This window comes from Actinoplanes sp. ATCC 53533 (assembly GCF_003947245.1).
In genome coordinates this window covers 1-22,581 of sequence record NZ_QHHV01000137.1, presented here as the reverse complement: position 1 = coordinate 22,581, position 22,581 = coordinate 1, and the positions used below count along the sequence as shown (strand labels likewise).

The following is a 22,581-nucleotide window of genomic DNA, read 5'->3' as shown; positions in this document are numbered from 1 at the left end:
GTACTCAGGGTCGCCGCTCCAGCAGGAGGGGAGACGAACCGGCGAAGGGGCCGGCGACCGGCGGAAGCTGCTTGGCATCGACCTGCGCCGCGGCGCCCGCCAGGTGGAGTGCGGCGCTGCGGCCGGTGAAGGGCTGCATCGAGGAGTGGCAGACGGTGCCGGCCGCGGGCAGCGTCCCGCGCAGCAGATAGCGATCCACGGCGGTGGTCACGCAGGTGGACGTGCCGTACGCGGTGTGGCCCCAGTTGTCGCTGGACAGCAGCCGGCTGCCCGGCAGCAGCTTGGCCGCCGAGGTCGCCTGCCGGTAGCTCGTCGCCGGGTCCCAGTGGTTGCCGACGAACAGCACGGGCGCGCCGGTGCGCCGGTTGAACGGTCCCCGGTAGGCGTCCTCGTCCCGCACCGTCCACGTGTCTCCGGCGCAGAAGACCGTGCCCCAGCCCCAGGCGCGACCGAAGTACGGTGCGCGGGCGTCCTCGGCCGCGGTCAGCGCCGGCCACAGCGCCGTGTCCCGCGGATGGTCGGCGTCGGTGCACATGACGCCGCTGAACGCCTCGACCGAGTTGTCGTACGGGAAGTCGCGCGCCGGTGTGCGTACCCGGGAAAGATGTGCACGCAGCTTGGCCCGGGCGACGGCGCGTTTCTTCGCGGTCTTGCCGGTGGGGGCGGCGAGCAGGGTCTCGACCGCGGCGGCGACCGAGGTGACGAGGTCGCCGGCCTCGGGCGAGTACAGGCCCATCAGGGTGATGCCGATGAAGTCGGCGTAGGTCAGTCGCACCGGCTGGCCGTCCTCGGTGCGGCCGAGCACCAGCGAATTGGCGCGCAACACCCGGGCGATGGCCGCGAAGTGCCGTTGGGGGTCGCCGGCGGCGAAGCCGCAGCGCTTCGCGCCGGCGCGGTCACAGCGGATCAGCAGCTCGCGCAGCGCCCGGTACGCCGCGTCCGCCGAGCGCAGCCGGTCGTCCTGCAGCGAGCCCTGGTTCGCCGGGACACCGGTCCAGGACCTGGCGTTGACGACACCGTCGAGGGCGAGCGCGCGGACCCGGTCGGGGAACATGCCGGCGTAGTACTGACCGAGCGCGGTGCCGTAGCTGAAGCCGAGATAGGTCAGCTTCGGGTCGCCGACCGCGCGGCGCAGGACGTCCAGGTCGCGGGCCGCCTCGGCGGTGGACATCGCCCCGGCGAGCGTGGCGCCGGTGGTCGAGCAGGCGCGGCCGATCGCACGGGCGGCCTTGGTGTAGGCGGCCTCCTCCGCAGCGCCGTACGGGAAGAACTTGTTCAGCTGTTTCTGCGCCGCGACCTGCTCGCGCGTCGAGGAGAAGCACTTGAGGTTGTCGCTGGCGCCGATGCCGCGCGGGTCGAAGCCGACCACGTCGAACCTGTCCAGGACGCTGTCGCTGAGGAAGGCGGGGGCCATGGCGGCCATGTCGGTGCCGGACCCGCCCGGTCCACCGGGATTGACGAACAGGCTGCCGATCCGGCTCGCCTGCTTGCGCGCCTTGACGCGCAGCAAGGCGATCTCCACCGAGGCCCCGTCCGGTTCGTCGTAGTCGAGCGGCAGCCGCACGGTGGCGCACTGCGCGAGCCCGGAGCAGGCGTACCACTTCAGCTCCGGTGTCGGCACCCGGTCGACCCGCTCGGCCTCCTGCTGACTGGTCACGTCTCCAGCGGCGATAGCCACGGCGGCGCCGGCCGGCGCGACGACTGTGCTCGCGAGCAACGAACCGGCGAGCCCGAGGCTGAGGAGGCGGGCGGGGAAGGACATGCGGAAGGCCTCCTGCTGGGCGGGTGTCTCGCCGATACAGCGAGTGACTGCCGCGGGGATGTGCGGGCATCGTCTTGCTCGCTTTCAGGGTCAATTACCGCATCTCGCCCGGGCGAGATCCAGGGGCCAACTACACAGAGTGGCTGCCGAAACGGTGACGGATTGTCTATCAACAGGCGCCGTCGTCCGCCGTTCGGCTATGTGGTCCGCGACCACGAAGCCGGGCCGGTCCGTGGCCGGACCGGCGATGCCGCATGGCGGAGGCCGCCACTGGAACCGGACGGAATATGGGTACGGCACACATAGGTGGGCATGAATCCGGCCCATAGTGTTGCACGTCACAGGGCGGCGCCGATCCGACGTGGCCGCCCGCACCAGAGGAGGCCAGGATGCCCCCGCCGATCCTCCAGGCCCGCGGGCTGGGCAAGCAGTTCCGTGGCTTCCGCGCCGTCGACGGCGTCGATCTCGACATCGCCCCGGACAGCGTGCACGCCCTCGTCGGGCCCAACGGCGCCGGCAAGTCCACGCTGTTCAACCTGCTCACCGGCTTTCTGCGGCCTACCACCGGCCGGATCACCCTGGACGGCACCGACGTCACCGGGCTGCCGCCCGAGCGGGTGGCCCGGCTCGGGGTGGCCCGGTCGTTCCAGATCACCACCCTCTTTCCCCAGGTCACCGCCCGCGAGCACGTGGAGCTGGCGCTGCAGGCCCGGACCGGACTGGGCTGGCGGTTCTGGCGCTCGGAGCGGCAGCTCGGCCGGTTCCGGGACCGGGCCATGGCGCTGCTGGACGACGTGGGCCTGGCCGGCGCGGCCGAGGTGCCGGCCGCCGCGCTGGCCTACGGGCGCAAGCGGGCCCTGGAACTGGCCGTCGCGCTGGCGCTGGACCCGCGGGTGCTGCTGCTCGACGAGCCGACCGCGGGCATGGGCGCCGAGGACATCAGCCGCACCATCGAGCTGATCCGCCGGGTCCGGCCGGGCCGCACCGTCGTCCTGGTCGAGCACAACATGAGCGTGGTCAAGAACCTCGCCGACCGGGTCACCGTCCTGCAGCGCGGCACCGTGCTGGTCGAGGGCGGGTACGCCGAGGTCCGTGCCGACCCCCGGGTGATCACCGCCTACCTGGGAGAGTCGCATGCTGACCGTTGAGGGGCTCAACGCCTGGTACGGCGAGGCCCAGGTGCTGCGCGACGTGCACCTGACCGTCGCCGAGGGCGAGATCGTGACCCTGGTCGGGCGCAACGGCGCCGGCAAGACCACGTTGCTGCGCTGCGTCATGGGCCTGCACGCGCACTGCACCGGGCGGATCGGCCTGCTCGGCGACACCGCCTTCGGCACCCGGCCCGCGCACCGCCGGGCCCGGGCCGGCATCGGCTACGTGCCGGACGACCGCGGCATCTTCGCCACCCTCAGCGTCGAGGAGAACCTGCTGCTGCCCCCGGTCGTCGGCCCCGCACCCTGGTCGCTGCGCCGGGTCTACGACACGTTCCCGGTGCTGGCCGAACGCCGGCGCTTCGCCGGCACCCAGCTCTCCGGCGGCGAGCAGCAGATGCTCGCCCTGGCCCGGGTCCTGCGCACCGGCGCCCGAATGCTGCTCTGCGACGAGCCCACCGAGGGGCTCTCCCCGCTGCTGGTCCGGCAGATCGGCGACATCCTGCTGGAGATCAAGGCCGCCGGCGTCACCGTGCTGCTCATCGAGCAGAACCTGCACTTCGCGACCACCGTGGCCGACCGGCACCACCTGCTGGCCGAGGGCCGGGTCGTCGAGACCCTCGACAACGGCGCGGTCCGGCAGCGCGAACACGAACTTCTCGCCTACCTCGGCATCTAAGGAGATTCCATGTCAACGACGATCCGGGCGCTGACCGCCATGCTCGCCACGGGCACGCTGCTGGTCGCCGGTTGCGGCCGCGGCGGCCCCGGCGGCGGCGATGACGACAAGGTCAGCGGCGGCAAGATCGTGCTGGCCGTCCTCAACGACCAGTCCGGTGTCTACGCCGACCTCTCCGGCCGCAACAGCGTCGAGGCGGTCCGGATGGCCGTCGCCGACTTCCTGGCCGAGCACGGCGACCAGGCGCTGACGAAGGACATCGAGGTGGTCTCCGCCGACCACCAGAACAAGCCGGACATCGCCAACTCCAAGGCCCAGGAACTCTACGACCGGCAGCAGGCCGACGTGATCCTCGACGTGCCGACCTCCTCGGCGGCCCTCGCGGTGGCGAACGTGGCCAAGGCGAAGAAGAAGGTCTACTTCAACATCGGCGCCGCCACCACCGAGCTGACCGGCAAGCAGTGCAACAAATACACCTTCCACTACGCGTACGACACGTTCATGCTGGCCAACGGCACCGGCTCGGCGGTGACCGAGCAGGGTGGCAAGAACTGGTACATCGTCTACCCGGACTACGCCTTCGGGCAGGACATGGAGAAGTCGTTCACCGCCGCGATCACCGCGGCCGGCGGCACGGTGCTCGCCAAGGACCCGACGCCGTTCCCGAACGACAACTTCTCCACCTTCCTGCTCAAGGCGCCCGGCCTCAGCCCTCGGCCGGACGTGCTGGGCACCATGCAGGCCGGCGGCGACCTGGTCAACCTGGTCAAGCAGTACAACGAGTTCAAGCTGCGGGACAAGGGCGTCAAGCTGTCGGTGGGCCTGATGTTCATCACCGACATCCACTCGCTGGGCCCGGACGCGTTCGCCGGCACCACCTTCACCGACGCCTGGTACTGGAACTTCGACGACCGCAACCGGCAGTGGGCGGACAAGTTCACCGCCAAGACCCAGACCCGGCCGTCGTTCGCGCACGCCGCGAACTACTCGGCCGCCCGGCAATACCTGGAGGCCGTGCAGCGCGCCGGCACCGATGCGTCCGACGCCGTGGTCGGCAAGCTCGAGGGCTACTCGTACGACGACGTGTTCGCCCGCAACGCCACGATCCGCGCCGAGGACCACCGGGTCATCCACGACGTCTACCTGGCCGAGGTGAAGCCCAAGAGCGAGGTCAGGACCGCGTGGGACTACGAGAAGATCCTGCGCACCATCCCGGCGGCGGAGGCGTTCCGGCCGGCCGGCGCGGGTGGCTGCGCGCTGTGAGCGGCTTCCTGCAGCAGTGCTTCAACGGCCTGGTCAGCGGCGGCTTCTACGCGCTGCTGGCGCTGGGGCTGGCGGTCATCTTCGGCATGCTGGGCGTGGTCAACTTCGCCCACGGCGCGTTCTTCATGCTGGGCGCGTTCGGCGCCTACCTCGCGCTCGCCGAGTTCGGCGTGCCGTTCTGGGCGGCGCTGTTCGGCGTTCCCGCGCTGCTGTTCCTGTTCGGCGCGCTGCTGGAACGCACGCTCATCCGGCGGCTGGTCCCGTTCGACCCGCTGTACAACTTCCTGCTGACCTTCGGGCTCACCCTGGTGCTCCAAGACCTGGTCAAGCGCGAGTACGGGGTGCAGTCCCAGCCGTATCCCCGCCCCGCCGAGTTGTCCGGCTCCCTCGACCTCGGATTGTTCGACTACCCGGCGTACCAGGTCTTCGTGCTCGCCGCGGCGATCGTGCTCTGCGTCGCGGTCTGGTTGATCCTGACCCGGACCCGGGTCGGCATGGTGGTGCGGGCCGCGACCGAGCGCCCGGAGCTGACCCGGGCGCTCGGGGTCAACGTGGGCCGCTGGGTCACCCCGGTCTTCGCCTTCGGGGTGGCGCTGGCCGGCCTGGCCGGGGTGCTGGCGGCGCCGATGCGGGCGGTCAACCCGCTGATGGGCGCCGAGGTGATCATCGCGGTCTTCGCCGTGGTGGTGATCGGCGGGCTGGGCTCGGTCTTCGGCTCGGTGCTGGCCGGCTTCGGCATCGGCCTGGTGCAGTCGCTGGGCAACCTCTACGTACCGGCGCTGTCCCAGACGCTGATCTTCATCATCATGGCCGGGGTGCTGCTGTGGCGACCCGCCGGGCTGTTCGGCCGCGAGGAGGCCCGCACGTGATCCGGATGTTCCTGCGCCACACCGAGCCGGCCGGGCGCCGCCCGCTGCGCTACCTGCTGCTCGCCGCCGGCCTGCTGCTGGCCCTGGCCCTGCCCTGGCTGATCTACCCGCCGGTGGCCATGGACATCGCCAGCTGGGCCCTGTTCGCCGCCGCGCTGGACCTGCTGCTCGGCTACACCGGCCTGCTCTCCTTCGGCCACGCCGCCTTCTGGGGCACCTCGGCCTACGCCGCCGGGCTGATCGCCATCCACAGCGGACTGCCGTTCCCGGTGGCCGTGCTGGGCGGCGCGATCCTGGCCGCCGCGCTGGCGGCGCCGATCGGCTATCTCTGCGTGCGCAACAGCGGCATCTACTTCGCGATGGTCACCCTGGCCTTCGCCCAGATGATCTACTTCATCGCCAACCAGTGGCGCTCGGTCACCGGCGGCGAGAACGGGCTGCAGGGCATCCCGCGCGAGCTGTTCGGCCTCGACCTGAGCGACCCGTTCGTCTTCTACTACGCCGGGCTGCCGATCGTGTTGCTCGGGCTCTGGGGACTGTGGCGCATCGTGCACTCGCCGTTCGGGCACGTGCTGGTCGCCATCCGGGACAACCCGGCCCGGGCCCGGGCCATCGGCTACCCGGTCGAGCGCTACAAGCTGCTCGCGTTCGTGCTGTCGGCGGCGCTGTCCGGCCTGGCCGGCGGCCTGTTCGCGATCAGCCACGGCTTCGCCTCGCTGCAGGAGGTCAACTGGACCACCTCCGGCAAAGCCGTGATGATGGTCGTGCTGGGCGGGATCGGCTCGCTCTGGGGCAGCGCCCTGGGCGCCGCGCTCGTGGTGCAGCTCGAGGACTACCTGTCCACCTCGGGTTTCAACGGCATCGGCATCGTCACCGGGACCGTCTTCGTGCTGGTGGTGCTGCTGTTCCGGCAGGGCCTGTGGGGCGCGGGCCGGCAGCTGGGCGCTGCCGCCGGCCGGGCCCTGCGCCGCGGGGGAGAGCCGCCGCCCGCCGCCGCCGAGGCGGTCCCGACCCGCACACCGTCCACGACCGCGCGCTGAGAGGGCAGCATGGACACCATCCCGCAGGAGGTCCTGGCCGGGCGCACGGCGGTGGTCACCGGCGGCGCCGGCGGCATCGGCCGGGCCTGCGCCATCCGGCTGGCCCGCGCCGGGGCCCGGGTGATCGTGCTGGACCGCGACGGCGACGCGGCCGCCCGGGTCGCGGCCGAGATCGGCGGCAGCGCGCAGACCGTGGACCTGTCCGACCTGGCCGCGGTCGACCGGCTCGACCCGGCCATGGACATCGTGGTCAACAACGCCGGTTCGCAGCACGTCGCGCCGCTGCACGAGTTCCCGCCGGAGACGTTCTCGCTGCTCCTGCGGCTGATGCTGGAGGCGCCGTTCCGGCTGGTGCGCCGCTGCCTGCCGCACATGTACGCCCAGGGCTGGGGCCGCATCGTCAACGTGTCCTCGGTGCACGGGCTGCGCGCCTCGCCGTACAAGGCGGCGTACGTGTCGGCCAAGCACGGCCTGGAGGGCCTGTCCAAGGTGATCGCGCTGGAGGGCGCGCCGCACGGGGTCACCTCCAACTGCGTCAACCCCGCGTACGTGCGCACCCCGCTGGTGGAGGCGCAGATCGCCGCCCAGGCGGCCAGCCACGGCATGGAGCCCCGCAGAGTCCTCGAGGAGGTGATGCTGGCGCCGGTGGCCGTCAAGCGGCTGGTCGAGCCGGCGGAGGTCGCCGAGCTGGTGGCGTACCTGTGCTCGCCGCCGGCCTCCTTCATCACCGGCGCCTCGATGGTGCTGGACGGCGGATGGACGGCGCATTGAGCAGCGTCTTCCTGGAGTTGCTCCTGCGCGAGGCGGCGGCCGTCGAGTTCGAACGGCCGCTGCTGGAGGCCCGCGCCCAGGGCAGCCCGCCGGCTGAGCTGGCGGAGCTGGACGAGCTCAAGGCGCTCGCCCTGCGGGTCCGGGCCCTGCTGGAACGGCGGCGCCGGCGCGAGGCCGAGCTGAGCGCCCTGGTCGACACCGTCGGCGACCTGGCCACCCTGCGCGAGATCGACGCCGTGCTGGAGGCGATCGTGCGCCGGGCCCGCGAGCTGCTCGACGCCGACGTGGCCTACATGACCCTCAACGACACCGAGCGCGGCGACACCTACATGCGGGTCACCTACGGCTCGGTGTCGGCCCGCTTCCAGCAGCTGCGGCTGCCCCTGGGCGACGGGCTGGGCGGCCTGGTCGCGCAGACCGCCGCGCCCTACGTCACCGCCGACTACGCCGCCGACGCCCGCTTCCAGCACACTGACGAGATCGACAGCGGCGTCACCGAGGAAGGCCTGGTCGCGATCCTCGGCGTGCCGATGCGGCTGGGCACCCGGGTGCTGGGCGTGCTGTTCGCCGCCAACCGCAGCGCGCGCCCGTTCACCCGCCAGGAGGTGACGCTGCTCGGCTCGCTCGCGGCGCACGCCTCCGTCGCGCTGGACAACACCCGGCTGCTCGGCGAGACCCGGGCCGCCCTGGCGGAGCTCGGCGCGGTCAACACCGTCGTGCGCCGGCACAGCGAATCCCTGGAACGCGCGGCGGAGGCGCACGACCGGATGACCGAGGTGATCCTGCGCGGCGGCGACCTGGACGACCTCGCCGCCGTCGTCGCCGAGGTGCTCGGCGGCGAGCTGGCCATCCTGGACGCCGACGGGCACCGCCTCGCCGCGGTCGGCGCCATCGCCGAGGTCGCCTCGCTCGCCGGTACGGCCGTGACCGGCAACGGGCTCGGCCGGGCCACCCGCCACGGCGAGCACTGGGTGCTGGCCGCGGGCGCCGGCAGCGAGGCGCTGTGCACGCTCGTCCTGCACGCTCCCGGCGAACTGAGCGAGACCGACACCCGCATCCTGGAACGCGCCGGGGTGGTCACCTCGCTGCTGCTGCTGTTCCGCCGCAGCCTGGCCCAGGCCGAGGGCCGGGTCCGCGGCGAGTTGCTCGAGGACCTGCTCAGCCGCGGCGTCGAAGACCCGGTGACGGTACGGCAGCGAGCCCGGCGGCTCGGCGTCGACCTCGACGCCGCACACGTGCTGGTCGTGCTGACCTGCCCGCCCCGGCACCGCGAACGGGCCGCCCAGTGGAGCGCCGCGCAAGCGGCGGCCTGCGGCGGGCTGGCCGCCCAGCGCGAGGACGGCGTGACCCTGCTCGTCGGCGGGGACCATCCCGGGGACGCGGCCCGCCGGATGGCCCGCGACCTGGGCGGCTACCTCGGCGTACCGGTGACCGGGGGAGGCGCGGGACCGGTCGCCGGGCCGCAGCAGGTGCCCGGCGTCTACGCCGAGGCGCAGCGCTGCGCCTCGGCACTGCTCGCGCTGGGCCGGGCCGGCGACGGCGCCAGCGCCGCGGAGCTGGGCTTCGTCGGCCTGCTGGTCGGCGCCGACCGGGACGTGGGCGCGTTCGTCGCCGACACCCTCGGCGCGCTGCTGGAATACGACCGGCGGCGCGGCAGCGCCCTGGTGCGGACCCTGGAGTCCTACTTCGAGGCCGGCGCCAACGCGGTCCGGGCGGCCGAGGCGCTGCACGTGCACGTCAACACGGTGACCCAGCGGATCGCCCGGATCGCCCAGGTGCTCGGCGCCGGCTGGCAGCACCCCGACCGCAGCCTCGAACTGCAGCTCGCCCTGCGCCTGCACCGGCTGCGCACCGGCAGCCCCGGCACCCACAACCCGCCGGCGAACAGTGTGGTCCGGGCCCATGGCCCCGGCGACGGGCGCGCCGGAGCATGACAGGCATGCTCAACCCGACGCGCGGCTGGCACCATGACGCGCAGTTCGTGCTCCGGCTGCCCGACCGCTGGAACGGCGGCCTGGTGGTGGCCGGCTCGCCGGGCGTCCGCGAGCAGTACGCCAACGACTTCGCGATCGGCGACTGGGTGCTGGCCCAGGGCTACGCGTTCGCCGCGACCGACAAGGGCAACGTCGGCGCGACGTTCTACCGCGACGGCATCCGCCCCGGCGACGCGATCGCGGAGTGGAACCAGCGCGTCACCCAGCTCACCCGGGCGGCCCGGGCGGCGGTCAAGCAGCGGTACGGCCACCGGCCCCGGCGCACCTACGCGGCCGGCCTGTCCAACGGCGGCTACCTGGTGCGCTGGCAGCTGGAGAACCACCCCGAGCTGTACGACGGCGGGTCGACTGGGAGGGCACCCTCTGGCATCCCCGCAAGCCCCACCTGCTGACGTTCCTGCCGCCGGCGCTACGGGCGTACCCCCGGGGTGCGGATGGTTTCGCACCCGGGTCGGAGTTCCTCCGGGAATACCACTACCGGGTCTACTGGGACCTGACCCAGCGCATCTACCGCGAGGAACTGGACCCCGGCTACGACGGTCCGGCCGAGGCGGGCACCCCGTTCTGCGCCTCCGGCACCCCGGCCTGCGACGCCGACTACGACTACGCGACCCGGCCCGCGGCGGTGCGCGCGGCGATCGCCCGGATCGCGCTGACCGGGCGCATCCAGCGGCCGCTGATCACGCTGCACGGCACCCTGGACACCCTGCTGCCGATCACCGAGGACTCCGACGTGTACGCGCGGATGGTCGGCGACCGGCCGTTTCGCTACTACCGCGTCGAGGGCGGCAACCACGTCGACGGCCTGTACGACGCCTATCCCGACCGGCTGCGCCCGATCCTGCCGTGCTTCCGCACCGCCTTCACCGCGCTGACCGGCTGGACCGAGCGCCGGATCGCGCCGCCGCCCAGCCACACCGTGGCCCGCCCGGCATCCGGGGACCTGGCCAACACCTGCGCGCTGTGACGGCGGGCTGCGGCGTCGGTCAGGGCTGCGGCGTGGGTCAGGGCTGCGGCGTGGGTCAGGGCTGCGGGGTCGGTCAGGGCTGCGGCGTGGGTCAGGGCTGCGGCGTCGGTCAGGGCTCCGGCGTGGCGAAGATCGGCAGGCCGTCGATGCTGACGCCGTTGCGCACCCGGCGGTATTCCGCGAGGTCCGCGTCGGTCTTCCGGTCGTTCCACCGCAGCAGCAGGTCGCGGTCGCCCTCGTAGGTCATCAGCGGCACCGAGTAGCCGCAGGAGTCGCTGACCCGGTGCACGTCGACGTCGATGATCGAGCGCACCCCGTGCCGGTCCGGCGCGGCCGGGAAGTGCCGCGCCAGCTCGGCGTGCTCCGGGTCGGTGATCGGCACGGCCCGTCCCCGGCCGTGCAGTCGCACGATGTTCGGCGGGCCCTGGAAGGCGCAGAACATCAGCGTGATCCGGCCGTTCTCCTTCAGGTGCGCGATCGTCTCCGCGCCGCTGCCGTGATAGTCCAGGTATGCCACCCGGTGCTCACCGAGCACCGCGAACGTGCCGCCCATGCCCTTGGGGGAGAGGTTGACGTGCCCGTCCGGCCCGGCGGGCGCGGTGGCGACGAAGAACATCGCCTGCGCGTCGATGAACTCCCGCAACCGTCCGTCGATCCGCTCATGCAGCTTCATGACGTCCATCCTGCCAAGCCACGCGACCAGGCGGTTCCAGGGTGTTCGGGATCACCCGGACGCCGGGACGGCTGGTCCGACGGCACGGCGAACTGAGCCTACGTGCCGCCGGCGATCCTCATGGCTGCCGGGTCAGCGTTCGCAGCCGACCACTGTGTCGTGTCTGCTGGGGTGGCATTCGTCGCCCAGGGGTCCGTTGGCGCCGCCGTCGAGCCGGTCCGCTACTGCCGGGAGGTCGTCGCCGTCGAGCCAGTCGTCGCCGGGGCCACCGTAGACCTTGTCGCGGCCCTCCAGGCCGTACAGCTCGTCGTTGCCCGCACCGCCGTAGACGATGTCGTTGCCGTTGTCCGCCATGATTCTGTTGTCCGCGCCGTTGCCGGTGAGCCCGTCGTTGCCGGAGCCACCGTAGATCTTCTCGACGTCGGCGCCGACGGTGTCGTGTTCGCCGGCCAGGCCGTCGTCGCGCCGGGAACCGTCCAGGTCGACGGTGATGGCTTTCTCGTAGTCGCCGTAGTTGACCTCGTCCGATCCGGGGCCGCCGAGGAGGACGTCGGCGGCCGTGCCGTCGGAGTACACGTCGCCGATGAGCCAGTCGTCGCCTGCGCCGCCGTCGAGGCGGTCGCGGCCTTGGTAGCCGTTCAGGTCGTCCTGGCCGGCTCCACCGTAAATCTTGTCGTTGCCTTCCTCGCCGAAGAGGTCGTCGTTACCGTTGCCGCCGTGCAGGGTGTCGTGGCCCAGCCAGCCGTGGATCGTGTCGCCGCCGTCGCCGCCGTGGATCAGGTCGTTGCCGTTGCGGCCGTCGAGGTAGTCCTTGCCGCCCCGGCCGTAGAGCCGGTCCGTCCCGGTGCCGCCGTGCAGGCGGTCGCCGCGGGGCCCTCCGGTCAGCGAGTCGTTGCCGGTGCCACCGTCCGCGGTCATCGGCAGGTCGGTCTTGTTCACCACGGAGTCGTTGCGGTCGTACGTGTAGATCCGCACCCTGGTCGGCGCCTTCGGCAGCGTGCAGCGCACCTTGGTCTTGTCGCCCTTGATCTTCTTGCAGCCCTTGCCGGCCTGGATCGCTACCTTGTCGTCGATCGTGACGGTGCGCCCGGAGCGGGTGACGACGACCTTGTTCTGCTTGCCCTTCGCGGCCTTGTATTGCACCTTGGTCTTCTCCGCGACGGTGACGACACCCGCGGGCGCGCCCAGAGCCGGCGTGGCGAGCACGCCCACCGAGATGGTCGTGAGCACGGTGAGGCCGAAACAGGTCAGCACGGGGTAACGCGGCACGTGGATCCTCTCGCAGCGACGCGGAGGGCGTCCATCCACCTCCGGAGCCAAGATCATAGAACGGCGTCGTTACGACGTCGATGGGGCACCGCCGAGCCGACCGGTGGCGTGACGTGTCAGCCGCGTCGGCGTAGCGGGCGCCGGACGCGCTGCGCGACCCTGGTGAATCGCGCGTGGCCCGGCAGATAGCGCTGGCGCCGGCGGCGGCGGCGCAGCGGCTCCGGCTCGCGTGGCGGCTCGTAGCGGGGCGGCGGCCCGCCGCGGAAGAACACCGGCCCGGGACGGCGATACTCCCGCAGCGGTGGGGTGAGAATCATCAGCACGCCCTCGATCGTGTCGCGGCGGCAGCTCTCGCGCCACCGGGTTATCGCGTGGCGATCAGCGTCCCGGGTCAATAGCCTGACGGGGTACGGGCGCCGGCGTCGTGCGGAATCTCTGCTGCTCGGAGGCGAGTCAACGTGCCAGTCATCGCGGCTGTCGTCTCCGTGGTGCTGACGGCGGTCCTGGCCTGGTTCATCGGGACCCGGATCACCTACGGCTGGGACGAGGTCAAGCGGCAGCGCGAGTCCGACCTCGCCGCTCTCAAGTCGTTCTACGAGTGCTACGGCAAGTTCTTCGCCGCCTGGAAGATGTGGGACGTCTACCTCAAGGCTGCGCCGTCCGGCATCCGTGCCTTTCCCGCCACGGATCCGACAGCCTGGGCTCTGCTCCGCGACGCCGAGGCGGCCGAGGGCGGGTTCGAGTCGATCCTGGTGAAGCTGGCGGCGGAATACGCCACCAGTGAACAGGACAGGTTGCTGCTCGCATCCTTCCGTCAGGGCGCCCAATCGTTGCGCGAGGCGATGCGCAGCGGCCAGGCCTTGAGCTGGAAGGCGCAGCCGACGTCGGTGGACCGTCCCGGGGACCAGGAGCGGCGGCGCCTCGATTACCGCAAGTACCGTGCGTTCAAAGCGCTCTGTGAATACGTCGCGGTCAGGTTGGCTCAGGGTCCGGCCGTGCCGCACCGGTGGTATTGGGGTCGCCGGTCGCGCGATCGCGATCAGCCGACCGTGTTGCTGGGGAGCCGGCCGCAGCGGCCCATCGACGAGATGAACGCCGTGGCGGCCTTGATCGAGATCACCCAGGTGCAGAACATCGGCGGGCGCTGGTATGAGATCGCGGAGGATGCGTTCGGTCTGCCCGAGGTCTGAGCGGCGTCGTCGTCCTCGGCGGATGTCGTACCCGGGCGGTATCTTGCTGCGGAAATCGGCAAGCGGGAGGTTCGCGTGCGGGCACAGGATTCGCCTTTTCGTCCTTACTGGTGGGCGTTCGGCCTGGAGTCGGCGGGAGTGTCCGCCCGCCCGGCGGTGGCCACCTACGGCCGGTACGACTTCGCGGTTCTTCCCCCGATCCCGCGCGAGCTGACCGGGGAGCTGACCTGGCTCGCCGATCAACCGACGCCTGAGGAATGGAGCATCGGCACGGAGCCGGCCGCCGAGCTGCCCGAGTTGGCAGCCGCCTGCGACCGGCTCGGCCTGACCCTGCCGGCGGTCTTCCTCGACTTCCTGCGTTCGCCGCTGCTGCAGAGCAAGATCCGCTCGTGCACGGCCTGTTACATCAGCGTCGGCCCGGTGCCCGTGCGGGCGCCGGGAGCTGACGGCCACCTGATCCGCTTTCTCGCCGACCAGCAGGGCTGCCTGTACTGGTATCTCTACGTCACCGCGACCGGCCACGCGGTCGTCTCCTCGATGGACTTCTACGGCGGCCCGGAGGACGACTGCACCGAGGGCGGCGAGGTCGAGTTCTGCGGCGAGTCCTTCGAATCGTTCCTCTACCGCTTCTGGCTGGAGAACGAGATCTGGTATGCGGCCAACGAGGGCGACCCGATGCCGGCGGACGCCGAGGAATACATCCGCCGCTACCAGGCCAACGCCGCCGCCGGGGAGCACTGATTCCGGCGGCTCACGGCTGCCACGTCAGGATGTCGAGCAGGCGAACGTCGCTCAGCTGTGCGACCTGCCGGACCCGCTCGTCGGCGTCGCCCCGCAGCAGACCGCGCAGCGACGCGAGCGCGGAGGCGTTGGCGGGCGCGACGACGTCGTTCCGTACGGCGGCCCAGTACATGCGCCGGTGTCCGCGCCCAGGATGCAGGGCCGCCGCTTCCTCGGCCGGCTTGCGATAGGCGCGGGTCACTCGCGAGTCCAGGATAGGGAAGAGGTGCGGCCGTTTGAGATGCAGGACCTTGGAGACCTTGCCCAAGCTGATTCCCGGCGCCAGATACCGGTTGAAGACGGCGCAGGGTGATCTCGCCGGTGGTCCGGGCGGTGTCGCCGAGGGCCGTCCCTTTTCGTGGTAGCACGGCGGATATCGACTGTCTTCTGACGGGTTCTCCGGCCGTTTCCCGGGCGCTCCCCGGGTGGATGCGCGGGTTTCGGGATGCCGGCTTGCGTAGGATCCGGATATGCAACTGAGCAGAGTCCTGGAGCAGCACATTGCGGTGTTCGGTGAGAGCGGCAGTGGTAAGACCGTCTTGCTCTCCTCGTTCTACGGAGCCACGCAAGAGCCGCAGTATCTGCAGCGGAGTCTGTTCCACGTCGTGGCGGAGGATATCGGCCAGGGTGCTCGGCTGCATCGGAATTTTCTCGGCATGAGGAATAGCGCGCGGCTGCCCGTGGCGAACCGCTTCTCCGCCACGTCCTACTCTTTCTCGGTCAAGCTGCGGGACGACTCCGATGCCGCGACGATGAAGGCCAGACCGTTCGACGCCATGCGCCTCATCTGGCACGACTATCCGGGGGATTGGTTCGAGCAGGGCGTGAGCGGGCCGGAGGAGGCCCAGCGCCGGAGCGACACCTTCAAGTCGCTGCTGAGTTCCGACGTCGCGCTCCTGCTGGTGGACGGTCAGCGGTTGCTGGACAACGCCGGCGAGGAGGAGCGGTATCTCAAGTCGTTGCTGTCCAATTTCCGCAACTCGCTGGTGTTGCTCAAAGATGACCTGCTGGCAGACGGCAAGCCGCTCGTCGAGTTCCCGCGGATCTGGGTGATGGCGCTGTCGAAGGCCGATCTGCTGCCGGACATGGACGTGTTCACGTTCCGGGATCTGCTCATCGAGAAGGCCTGCGATGAGATGGACGAGCTGCGGAAGGTGCTCGCCGGGCTGGTCGAGGCCAGCGACGCGCTGTCGGTGGGTGAGGATTTCGTGCTGCTGTCGTCGGCGAAGTTCGAGGCGGGCCGGATCGAGGTGACCGAGCGGGTCGGTCTGGAGCTGATCCTCCCGCTGGCCGCCATGCTCCCGTTCGAGCGACACGTCCGGTGGTCCCAGATGCGGCAGATCCCTGGGAAAGTGGTCGAGAATCTGCTGGCCGGCGCCGGGAGCCTGGCCGCCGGGCTGATCGGACGCAAGGGCATCTCGCTGCCCGGCCCATTCGGCCGGCTGATGACCGTCATCGGTCCTGATCTCGTGAGCGCCGCGGCCAGGCTGGCCGGGGACAAACTCGGGGACATGAACACCGAGGCGCTGGCCAAACATGAGTACCTCACCGCCACGCTGACCGGTTTCCGGATGGACCTGGTCAAGGGCGAGGAAAAGCGGGTCCTGCTCCGGAGCCTGCGATGAGCCTCATCTGGGCCACTCGCGGGCGAAGCTGGGGCTTCCGGTTTCTCCTGACCGCGGGATTCGAGGATCCGCTCCCGGAATACGACGCCGCCTTCGCGGGTGCCGGGGACGGCCCGGAAATCTGCCACCGCGTGGGCGCGCGGGTGGCGCTGCGTTTCCCGGACCCGCTGGGCCGGAAAGACCGGGCCGGTCGGGTGATCCCGCACGAATTCGTCGTCTCCGGTTCCTTGGCCGAGGGGATCGAATCGGTTGAGGACGGTCTTCGGGTGATCTGGAGCCGGCCCGGGGTGGCCGACGAATTCGCCCGGATCTGGGAGTCGCCCGAGCCGCCCGCGGCGCACGGATGACTGATGGCTGATGCGAATCTCGGCGGTTGGACGGTGCTCAGCTCCTTGATGGTCTCGGCGTGAGGAGGCCCCGGTAGGCCTGGATGGCGGTCCGGAAAGCCGGTGTCCGGCCGCTTGTGCACGGGCGCATCGTCGCCGGCCGGCGCTGCGGCTCGGACCGGCCGCTCCCACCCCTCGCCCTACCAGTCAGAGCATCGCTACGATGACTGGCTATGGTGGATCAGTCCGACAGGACTCAAGACTTGTCCGAGGTTCTCAACATCAACGAGTGCCACCCGGCCCGGCGGTACGACTACCTGCTGGGCGGGAAGGACAACTACGCGGCCGACCGGGAGTCGGGTGACCGGCTGGTGGCCGCGCACCCCGGTGTCAAGACCTCGGTGCTGGCGAACAGGGCGTTCCTGCGCCGAGCGGTGCGCTTCCTGACGCGCGAGGCCGGGCTGCGCCAGTTCCTGGACATCGGCACCGGCCTGCCGACCAGGCCGAACGTGCACCAGGTCGCGCAGGGCATCGCGCCGGAGTCCAGGATCGTCTACGTCGACAACGATCCGCTGGTCCTGACCCACGCGCGGGCGCTGTTGACCAGTTCCCCGGAAGGCACCACCGAGTACGTCGACGCCGACCTGCGCGACCCGCAGGCGATCCTGAACGACATCGACCTGCAAGCCGCGCTCGACCTGAAAAAGCCGGTCGGTCTGCTGTTGCTGGCCGTCATGCATTTCGTCACCGACGAGCGGAAGCCGCACGACATCGTGCGCCAGCTCCTGGCGGCGCTGCCATCGGGCAGCTATCTGGCGATGTCGCACGTCACCTACGATCCGCTCCCGGAGCCGGTGGTGGCGAGGTTGAACCAGGAGCAGCAGCGGACCGGGGAGCAGTTCCAGCCTCGCAGCCGCGAGGAGTTCGAGCGGTTCTTCACCGGCCTGGAGCTGGTCGAGCCGGGGATCACCCTGGTCTCCGACTGGCGCCCGGACGACGAGTCGGGGCCTCGATCGCCGGACGCTTTCGCCGCCCTCTACTCAGCCGTTGCCCGCGTCCCCTGACCGGGTCGGGTGCGCTAGGCCGCGACGTAGCCGTTGAACACGTGGACCCCGTCGTGGGCGCCGCTCGAGTTCGCCCGGTTCGTGCTCAAGTACATACAGCTTGCTGTCATGATGACCGGGGATGCTTCGCGTAGTCGACGGTGAGCCATCGTTCTGGCCGCATACGAAAAAGCACGTTTCCGACCTCGTCCCGGGTGTCCTCGATGTATTGGTCGCCCAGTTCGGTGCCGAAATAACGGTGCGCGAGGGGCCGCCCATCGCGCTCAAGGTCTACTGCTTCGATCGAGACGATCGGGCCCTCCACGCTGACGTACTTATATGGCAGCGTTTCCGTTTGCACGCATAGGCTGAACCGCCCCGCGCGCTCCAGCAGCTTCCCCTTTCGCGACGTCCGGCCGGTTATGATTCGCACCTCGCCGCCCGGCTCGTAGGAATACCAAATCGGAACCACGAGCGGCCCATAGCCGTCTTCCGCAACGCTGATGACGGCCACATGAACGTCGGCCAGAAACGCCTCTCGTTCTTCCTTTGTCATCGTGAGTGCCATCGTCGCCCTCCCGGTCGGCAAGCTTCAGGGTGTCACGCCTCAGGATCGGGCGGCGGCGCCGGGCCGGACCGGCAGGTCGTGCAGGCCGCGGATGAGGTAGCCCGGGCGCCAGGTCAGCCTGTCCGCGGGCCCGGCGAGCTCCAGGTCCGGGAAGCGGGCCAGCAGCTTGCCGAAGGCGACCTGCGCCTCCAACCTGGCCAGTGGCGCGCCGAGGCAGTAATGGATCCCGTGGCCGAAGGCGAGGTGCGGGTTCTGCGCGCGGTCGAGCCGTAGCTCGTCGTGGTCCGGGAAGCGGCTCTCGTCGCGGTCCGCGGCGAGCAGTGACACCAGTACGGGGTCGCCGGCCCGGATCGCGGTGCCGCCGATCTCCAGGTCCTCGGTGGCGAACCGGTAGGTGGACGTCTCGACCGGCCCCTCGTAGCGCAGGAACTCCTCGATCGCGCTCGGCAGCAGGGCCGGGTCGGTGCGCAGCCGCTCCCACCGGTAACGCTCGGCCAGCAGCAGGTGGACGCCGTTGCCGATCAGGTTGACCGTGGTCTCGTGGCCGGCGATGAGCAGCAGGAAGACCATCGAGGACAGTTCGTCGGAGGACAGCTTGTCGCCGGCGTCGCGGACCTCGATGAGGCCGGACAGCAGGTCGTCGCCGCCGTGCGTGCGCCGCTCGGCGATCAGCTCGCGGATGTAGGACGCCATCGCCTGCATGGCGCCGGGCAGTTGGTCACGGGTCGGGGTGCCGCTGACGATGATGGTCGTCCAGGCGCGGAAGCTGTCCCGGTCGGTGGCGGGCACGCCGAGCAGCTCGCAGATCACCTGGATAGGCAGCGGGAACGCGAAGGCGTCGATCAGGTCGACCCGGTCGCGGCCGGTCATCGCCGCCAGCAGTTCGTCGGTGATCTGCTCGATCCGCGGGCGCAGCGCCTCGATCCGGCGCGCGGTGAAGGCACTGGACACCAGGCGCCGCAACCGGGTGTGATCCGGCGGGTCGGCCGAGAGCATGTGCCGCGACGTGGCGGCGGCGATGGGGTCCGCGTCTTCGCCCCACTGGATCGCCTTGGACAGCCGGGGGTCGCTGAGGGCCTGGCGGGCGTCCTCGTACCGGGTCACCAGCCAGGCCGTCATGCCGCTGGGGAGCAGCACCCGGCGGACCGGGGTCTCCCGGCGCCAGCGCTCGTACTCCGGGTGGGGATCGGCCTGGAAGGCCGGGTCGGAGAAGTCCGACCGCACGTCCTGGGTCATCGTGCCTCCCGATCATCGGTGCCGATCTATGACGATACCTGCCGAATGCGACCAGACGGTGCCCCGCTGCCGGTGCGCTCACGCGGGGGTCAAAGGTGCGCTCACGCGGGGGACAAAGCCGCACCACAGCGGAGTCACAAGGAACGTCGCTTCACTGACCGGTGTGAGCAGCCGACAGCATGCAGAGATCACCCGCCGGCCGTTGATCAGCCGGCGCCGGGCCCTGACCGGGGGCCTCGGCGCCGTGGTCCTCGCGGGCGGAGGCGGCGGCGCCTGGGCGCTGAACCGCTACGTCATCGACCACGTCGAGGTCGCCGAGGCGTCCGCGCGGACCGCGTCGAACGTCACGGTCGCCGAGGCGGACTCGTCCGGCACCGGCACGGCGACCGGTTACACCAGCGACACCGCGAAGATCAAGATCCAGACCGTGGTGACCGGTACGGGCGACAGCCAGGTCACCTACTTCGTCGCCGACGTGACGGTCACCGACGCGACGATCATGCGCTCGGCGTTCGCCGACGACGAGTTCGGCCAGAACATCATCGCGAACCCGTCCGAGATCGCCGAGAGCGTGGGCGCGGTGCTGGCGATCAACGGTGACTACTACGGTTTTCGGGACACCGGCATCGTCATCCGCAACGGCGTGGTCTTCCGCGACAAGGGCGCCCGCCAGGGTCTCGCCTTCCTGACCGACGGTTCCGCCCGGCTCTACGACGAGACCACCACCAGCGCCGCCGCCCTGATCGCCGACGGGGTGTGGCACACCCTGTCCTTCGGGCCCGGGCTCGTGCAGGACGGCAAGGTGCTCAACGGCATCGACACGGTCGAGATCGACACCAACTTCGGCAACCACTCCGTGCAGGGCCGGCAGCCCCGCACCGGCGTCGGCATCGTCGGCGACAACCACCTGCTCTTCGTGGTCGTGGACGGCCGCAGCGCCGGCTACAGCCGGGGCGTGACGATGAGCGAGTTCGCCCAGATCTTCGTCGACCGCGGCGCGAAGCTGGCGTACAACCTCGACGGTGGCGGTTCGTCCGCCATGATCTTCAACGGCGGGCTGGTCAACAATCCGCTCGGCAAGGGCGAAGAGCGGGGCACCAGCGACATCCTGTACGTGGCCGGATGATCGTCCTGATCCCGGCCTACGAGCCCGGCGGCACCCTCGTCGAGCTGGTCCGCCGCCTCGGGCAGCACACCGTCGTGGTCGTCGACGACGGCAGCGGGCCCCGCTACGCCGGGGTCTTCACCCGGGTGCGCGACCTGGGCGCCGAGGTGCTCACGTCGGAGCGCAACCGCGGCAAGGGGCACGCCCTGCGCACCGGCTTCGCCTTCATCCGGGACCGGTATCCGGGACGGGACGTGGTCTGCGCCGACAGCGACGGCCAGCACCGCCCCGACGACATCGAGGCGGTCGCCCGGCACGTCGAGGTCTCCGGTGCCGCGATGGTGCTCGGCGGCCGCCGCTTCACCGGTGCGGTGCCGGCCCGCAGCCGCTTCGGCAACGCCGTCACGAGCGCGGCGTTCCGGCTGGTCACCGGCGTGCGGCTGATGGACACTCAGACCGGGCTGCGGGCGTACCCGGCATGGATGTTGCCGTGGCTGGGCCGCGTCGGCGGCGACCGCTTCGAATACGAGCAGCGCCTGCTGCTGCGGGCCGCCCGCGAGCGGCTGCCGATCGCCGAGGTCGAGATCGCGACGGTCTATCTGCGGGACAACGAGTCCTCGCACTTCCGCCCGATCCGTGACTCCGTGCGTGTCTACCGTCCGCTGCTGGCCTTCTCGATGTCCTCCCTGCTCGCCTTCGCCGTGGACACGGTGGCGCTGCTGACGCTGGTCGCGCTGACCGGCAACCTGGCGCTGTCGGCCGTCGCCGCCCGGTTGATCAGCGCCACCGGCAACTACGCCGTCAACCGCGCGTACGTCTTCGGCTCCCGCACGAACCCGGCGGCGCGGCCGGGCTCGGCGCTGCGCTACGCCGCGCTCGCGGGTCTGCTCCTGCTGCTGAACGTCGTCCTGCTGCAGGCGCTGACGACCCTGACCGGCTCGGTGCTCGCCGCGAAGCTGCTCACCGAGATGTCCCTGTTCGCCGCGAGCTTCCTCGTCCAGCGGTCCCTGGTCTTCTCGTTCCGGCGCCCGGTGGCCCGCCGACCGCCCGCGGAGGAGGCCGTCAGCGTGCTCAGCCGATGACGGCCGGCCGCGGGAGAGACCGTCAGGCCGTCGCGAGGGTCGGTGTCGCCGCGGCGAACGCGTCCGCGGCGGCGAGGTCGAACTGGCCGTGGTCGGTGCCGAGACCCTGGGCCACCAGGGCCGCCGCCGCGCAGCCGAGCACGGCGGCCGCCGGCAGGGTGCGGCCCAGGGCGATGCCGCGCAGGAACCCCGCCGAGAACGCGTCGCCGCAGCCGGTGGTGTCGACGACCGCCACCGCGAACGCGGGCACCGCGATGGCCTCGTCCGCGGTGACGATCAGGGCGCCCCGTGCCTCCCGGGTGACCACGACGCTGCCGACGCCGCGCGCGATCAACGCCCGGGCCCCGTCCTCCAGCGAGTCGGTCTCGGTGAGCGCGCGCACCTGGTCGTCGTTGGGCAGCAGGAAGTCCAGGTACGGCAGGGCGGGCGCGATCCACTCGAGGATGCCGGGATCGCCCGGCGCGAGCAGGTCGGCGGAGGTGACCGCGCCGGCCGAGCGCGCGGCGGCCAGGATCTTCGCCGCGTTCTCGCCGCCCATCAGCTCAGGGCCGCCGAGGTGCACGTGGGTCGCCTGGGCGAGCTCCGCATACGGCGCGTCGTCGGCGCCGTAGGCGAGGTTGGCGCCCGGGACGTGGAAGGCCGGCCGGCTGCCGTCGGGGCGGATCGGCAGGACCGAGGCCGAGGTCTGCACCTCGTCGCGGCGCACCACCAGCGAGGTGTCGACCCCGTGCCCGGCGAGCATCCCCAGCAGCAGGTCGCCGATCGGGTCCGCGCCCACCGCGCCCGCCGTGCGGACCGTCGCGCCGAGCTTGGCCAGCGTGACGGACGTGCCCGCGGCCGTGCCGGCGGGGCTGAACCGGATCTGCTCGACCAGGGCCGCTCCCTGCCCCTCCGGGATGGCCTCGACCGGGAGAACGTGCACGTCCAGCACGTGCACTCCGACGGTGATGACCGTCTGGCTGACCGACATCTGCTCCTCCTGGGGGTGAGGTCCCGTGCGCCTTGGTCGGAAGGTACGCTAAACCCAAATCAAAGTCACGTTCAGGTTTGGGGCGGCGCATGGCTGATGATCGCGGTCCGACCGGTGCGGGTGAGACGCCGCTGCGCCGGACGCCGCGCCAGGCGCGGTCCCGGCAGAAGCTCGCCCTGGTCCTGGAGGCTGCCGACAGGTTGCTGGCCGCCGAGGGT

At 71.1% G+C, this 22,581-nt stretch carries 22 protein-coding genes and 2 pseudogenes; 16 read left to right on the top strand and 8 right to left on the bottom strand.

The annotated features are described in order from the left end of the window. Positions 1-4 precede the first annotated feature (4 nt). The gene (locus DMB66_RS38360) at positions 5-1,762 is read right to left on the bottom strand and encodes an alpha/beta hydrolase (RefSeq protein WP_125809037.1); all 1,758 of its coding nucleotides are present in this window, start codon (positions 1,760-1,762) and stop codon (positions 5-7) included. Between the two features lie 389 nt (positions 1,763-2,151). Here DMB66_RS38360 and DMB66_RS38355 point away from each other — a divergent pair, with 389 nt between their 5' ends. The 9 genes and pseudogenes from DMB66_RS38355 (at position 2,152) to DMB66_RS62965 (ending at position 10,496) form a co-directional block, all read left to right on the top strand. Continuing rightward, positions 2,152-2,910: an ABC transporter ATP-binding protein gene (locus tag DMB66_RS38355; protein WP_125809036.1), complete on the top strand. Its 759-nt coding sequence runs from the start codon at positions 2,152-2,154 to the stop codon at positions 2,908-2,910. After that, positions 2,897-3,592, top strand: a complete 696-nt coding sequence (locus DMB66_RS38350) for an ABC transporter ATP-binding protein (RefSeq protein ID WP_125809035.1) — start codon at positions 2,897-2,899, stop codon at positions 3,590-3,592. Before DMB66_RS38355 ends, DMB66_RS38350 begins: the two co-directional genes overlap by 14 nt. A gap of 39 nt (positions 3,593-3,631) precedes the next feature. Beyond that, positions 3,632-4,855, top strand: a complete 1,224-nt coding sequence (locus tag DMB66_RS38345; protein WP_125809092.1) for an ABC transporter substrate-binding protein — start codon at positions 3,632-3,634, stop codon at positions 4,853-4,855. Next, positions 4,852-5,724 carry a branched-chain amino acid ABC transporter permease gene (locus DMB66_RS38340; RefSeq protein WP_125809034.1) on the top strand — a complete coding sequence of 291 codons (873 nt, stop codon included), beginning with the start codon at positions 4,852-4,854 and terminating at the stop codon, positions 5,722-5,724. Before DMB66_RS38345 ends, DMB66_RS38340 begins: the two co-directional genes overlap by 4 nt. 5 nt (positions 5,725-5,729) lie before the next feature. Further along, a pseudogene (locus DMB66_RS38335) lies at positions 5,730-6,665 on the top strand (branched-chain amino acid ABC transporter permease); the annotation flags it as partial. 108 nt (positions 6,666-6,773) lie between these two features. Next, on the top strand, positions 6,774-7,535 hold the full coding sequence (locus DMB66_RS38330) for a 3-hydroxybutyrate dehydrogenase (protein WP_125809033.1): 762 nt from the start codon (positions 6,774-6,776) through the stop codon (positions 7,533-7,535). Next, positions 7,520-9,382 (top strand): annotated as a pseudogene (locus DMB66_RS38325) (helix-turn-helix domain-containing protein); the annotation flags it as partial. The gene DMB66_RS38330 and the pseudogene DMB66_RS38325, both read left to right, overlap by 16 nt. 92 nt (positions 9,383-9,474) lie before the next feature. Further along, on the top strand, positions 9,475-9,921 hold the full coding sequence (locus tag DMB66_RS62970) for a tannase/feruloyl esterase family alpha/beta hydrolase (RefSeq protein WP_199752869.1): 447 nt from the start codon (positions 9,475-9,477) through the stop codon (positions 9,919-9,921). A gap of 233 nt (positions 9,922-10,154) precedes the next feature. After that, positions 10,155-10,496 carry a hypothetical protein gene (locus tag DMB66_RS62965; RefSeq protein ID WP_199752868.1) on the top strand — a complete coding sequence of 114 codons (342 nt, stop codon included), beginning with the start codon at positions 10,155-10,157 and terminating at the stop codon, positions 10,494-10,496. Between the two features lie 109 nt (positions 10,497-10,605). Here the strand turns inward: DMB66_RS62965 and DMB66_RS38315 are convergent, their stop codons facing one another. From DMB66_RS38315 to DMB66_RS38305, 3 genes are all read right to left on the bottom strand, one after another. Then, positions 10,606-11,169, bottom strand: a complete 564-nt coding sequence (locus DMB66_RS38315) for a pyridoxamine 5'-phosphate oxidase family protein (RefSeq protein ID WP_125809031.1) — start codon at positions 11,167-11,169, stop codon at positions 10,606-10,608. A gap of 132 nt (positions 11,170-11,301) precedes the next feature. After that, positions 11,302-12,438, bottom strand: a complete 1,137-nt coding sequence (locus DMB66_RS38310) for a calcium-binding protein (protein ID WP_233625136.1) — start codon at positions 12,436-12,438, stop codon at positions 11,302-11,304. Between the two features lie 116 nt (positions 12,439-12,554). Then, on the bottom strand, positions 12,555-12,761 hold the full coding sequence (locus tag DMB66_RS38305) for a hypothetical protein (protein ID WP_125809029.1): 207 nt from the start codon (positions 12,759-12,761) through the stop codon (positions 12,555-12,557). Between the two features lie 135 nt (positions 12,762-12,896). Here DMB66_RS38305 and DMB66_RS38300 point away from each other — a divergent pair, with 135 nt between their 5' ends. Together DMB66_RS38300 and DMB66_RS38295 are read left to right on the top strand one after the other, a co-directional pair. After that, the gene (locus DMB66_RS38300; RefSeq protein WP_125809028.1) at positions 12,897-13,628 is read left to right on the top strand and encodes a hypothetical protein; all 732 of its coding nucleotides are present in this window, start codon (positions 12,897-12,899) and stop codon (positions 13,626-13,628) included. 75 nt (positions 13,629-13,703) lie between these two features. Continuing rightward, positions 13,704-14,369 carry a hypothetical protein gene (locus DMB66_RS38295; protein ID WP_125809027.1) on the top strand — a complete coding sequence of 222 codons (666 nt, stop codon included), beginning with the start codon at positions 13,704-13,706 and terminating at the stop codon, positions 14,367-14,369. Between the two features lie 10 nt (positions 14,370-14,379). On the opposite strand, the gene DMB66_RS64400 is transcribed toward DMB66_RS38295, so the two are convergent. Then, positions 14,380-14,910, bottom strand: coding sequence for a DUF6308 family protein (locus DMB66_RS64400; RefSeq protein WP_233625135.1), 531 nt, complete (start codon positions 14,908-14,910; stop codon positions 14,380-14,382). Here DMB66_RS64400 and DMB66_RS38285 point away from each other — a divergent pair. From DMB66_RS38285 to DMB66_RS38275, 3 genes are all read left to right on the top strand, one after another. Continuing rightward, a complete protein-coding gene (locus tag DMB66_RS38285; RefSeq protein ID WP_125809025.1) occupies positions 14,879-16,033 on the top strand; it encodes an ATP/GTP-binding protein in 1,155 nt (384 codons plus the stop codon). The genes DMB66_RS64400 and DMB66_RS38285 overlap by 32 nt on opposite strands. Further along, positions 16,030-16,380, top strand: a complete 351-nt coding sequence (locus DMB66_RS38280; RefSeq protein ID WP_125809024.1) for a hypothetical protein — start codon at positions 16,030-16,032, stop codon at positions 16,378-16,380. The genes DMB66_RS38285 and DMB66_RS38280 overlap by 4 nt, the downstream gene beginning before the upstream one ends. Before the next feature lie 242 nt (positions 16,381-16,622). Continuing rightward, positions 16,623-17,423 carry an SAM-dependent methyltransferase gene (locus tag DMB66_RS38275; RefSeq protein ID WP_233625134.1) on the top strand — a complete coding sequence of 267 codons (801 nt, stop codon included), beginning with the start codon at positions 16,623-16,625 and terminating at the stop codon, positions 17,421-17,423. A gap of 106 nt (positions 17,424-17,529) precedes the next feature. Here DMB66_RS38275 and DMB66_RS38270 read toward each other — a convergent pair whose 3' ends face one another. After that, positions 17,530-17,970, bottom strand: coding sequence for a pyridoxamine 5'-phosphate oxidase family protein (locus tag DMB66_RS38270; protein WP_125809022.1), 441 nt, complete (start codon positions 17,968-17,970; stop codon positions 17,530-17,532). A 39-nt stretch (positions 17,971-18,009) separates the two neighbouring features. Then, the gene (locus DMB66_RS38265; RefSeq protein WP_125809021.1) at positions 18,010-19,206 is read right to left on the bottom strand and encodes a cytochrome P450; all 1,197 of its coding nucleotides are present in this window, start codon (positions 19,204-19,206) and stop codon (positions 18,010-18,012) included. Positions 19,207-19,369: 163 nt separating this feature from the next. Here DMB66_RS38265 and DMB66_RS38260 point away from each other — a divergent pair, with 163 nt between their 5' ends. Continuing rightward, positions 19,370-20,332 carry a phosphodiester glycosidase family protein gene (locus DMB66_RS38260; protein WP_233625133.1) on the top strand — a complete coding sequence of 321 codons (963 nt, stop codon included), beginning with the start codon at positions 19,370-19,372 and terminating at the stop codon, positions 20,330-20,332. Further along, positions 20,329-21,393, top strand: coding sequence for a glycosyltransferase (locus tag DMB66_RS38255; protein ID WP_125809019.1), 1,065 nt, complete (start codon positions 20,329-20,331; stop codon positions 21,391-21,393). The genes DMB66_RS38260 and DMB66_RS38255 overlap by 4 nt, the downstream gene beginning before the upstream one ends. A 22-nt stretch (positions 21,394-21,415) precedes the next feature. On the opposite strand, the gene DMB66_RS38250 is transcribed toward DMB66_RS38255, so the two are convergent. Continuing rightward, on the bottom strand, positions 21,416-22,363 hold the full coding sequence (locus DMB66_RS38250; protein ID WP_125809018.1) for a carbohydrate kinase family protein: 948 nt from the start codon (positions 22,361-22,363) through the stop codon (positions 21,416-21,418). Positions 22,364-22,581 lie beyond the last annotated feature (218 nt).

What these genes read in the sequence shown, in the direction of transcription:
- DMB66_RS64400 (WP_233625135.1), bottom strand. Translation starts at nt 14,910, where the DNA reads ATGTGCTGCTCCAGGACTCTGCTCAGTTGCATATCCGGATCCTACGCA.
- DMB66_RS38315 (WP_125809031.1), bottom strand. Translation starts at nt 11,169, where the DNA reads ATGAAGCTGCATGAGCGGATCGACGGACGGTTGCGGGAGTTCATCGAC.
- DMB66_RS38350 (WP_125809035.1), top strand. Translation starts at nt 2,897, where the DNA reads ATGCTGACCGTTGAGGGGCTCAACGCCTGGTACGGCGAGGCCCAGGTG.
- DMB66_RS38255 (WP_125809019.1), top strand. Translation starts at nt 20,329, where the DNA reads ATGATCGTCCTGATCCCGGCCTACGAGCCCGGCGGCACCCTCGTCGAG.
- DMB66_RS62970 (WP_199752869.1), top strand. Translation starts at nt 9,475, where the DNA reads ATGCTCAACCCGACGCGCGGCTGGCACCATGACGCGCAGTTCGTGCTC.
- DMB66_RS38285 (WP_125809025.1), top strand. Translation starts at nt 14,879, where the DNA reads ATGCAACTGAGCAGAGTCCTGGAGCAGCACATTGCGGTGTTCGGTGAG.
- DMB66_RS38360 (WP_125809037.1), bottom strand. Translation starts at nt 1,762, where the DNA reads ATGTCCTTCCCCGCCCGCCTCCTCAGCCTCGGGCTCGCCGGTTCGTTG.
- DMB66_RS38270 (WP_125809022.1), bottom strand. Translation starts at nt 17,970, where the DNA reads ATGGCACTCACGATGACAAAGGAAGAACGAGAGGCGTTTCTGGCCGAC.
- DMB66_RS38345 (WP_125809092.1), top strand. Translation starts at nt 3,632, where the DNA reads ATGCTCGCCACGGGCACGCTGCTGGTCGCCGGTTGCGGCCGCGGCGGC.
- DMB66_RS38355 (WP_125809036.1), top strand. Translation starts at nt 2,152, where the DNA reads ATGCCCCCGCCGATCCTCCAGGCCCGCGGGCTGGGCAAGCAGTTCCGT.
- DMB66_RS38280 (WP_125809024.1), top strand. Translation starts at nt 16,030, where the DNA reads ATGAGCCTCATCTGGGCCACTCGCGGGCGAAGCTGGGGCTTCCGGTTT.
- DMB66_RS38250 (WP_125809018.1), bottom strand. Translation starts at nt 22,363, where the DNA reads ATGTCGGTCAGCCAGACGGTCATCACCGTCGGAGTGCACGTGCTGGAC.
- DMB66_RS38330 (WP_125809033.1), top strand. Translation starts at nt 6,774, where the DNA reads ATGGACACCATCCCGCAGGAGGTCCTGGCCGGGCGCACGGCGGTGGTC.
- DMB66_RS38265 (WP_125809021.1), bottom strand. Translation starts at nt 19,206, where the DNA reads ATGACCCAGGACGTGCGGTCGGACTTCTCCGACCCGGCCTTCCAGGCC.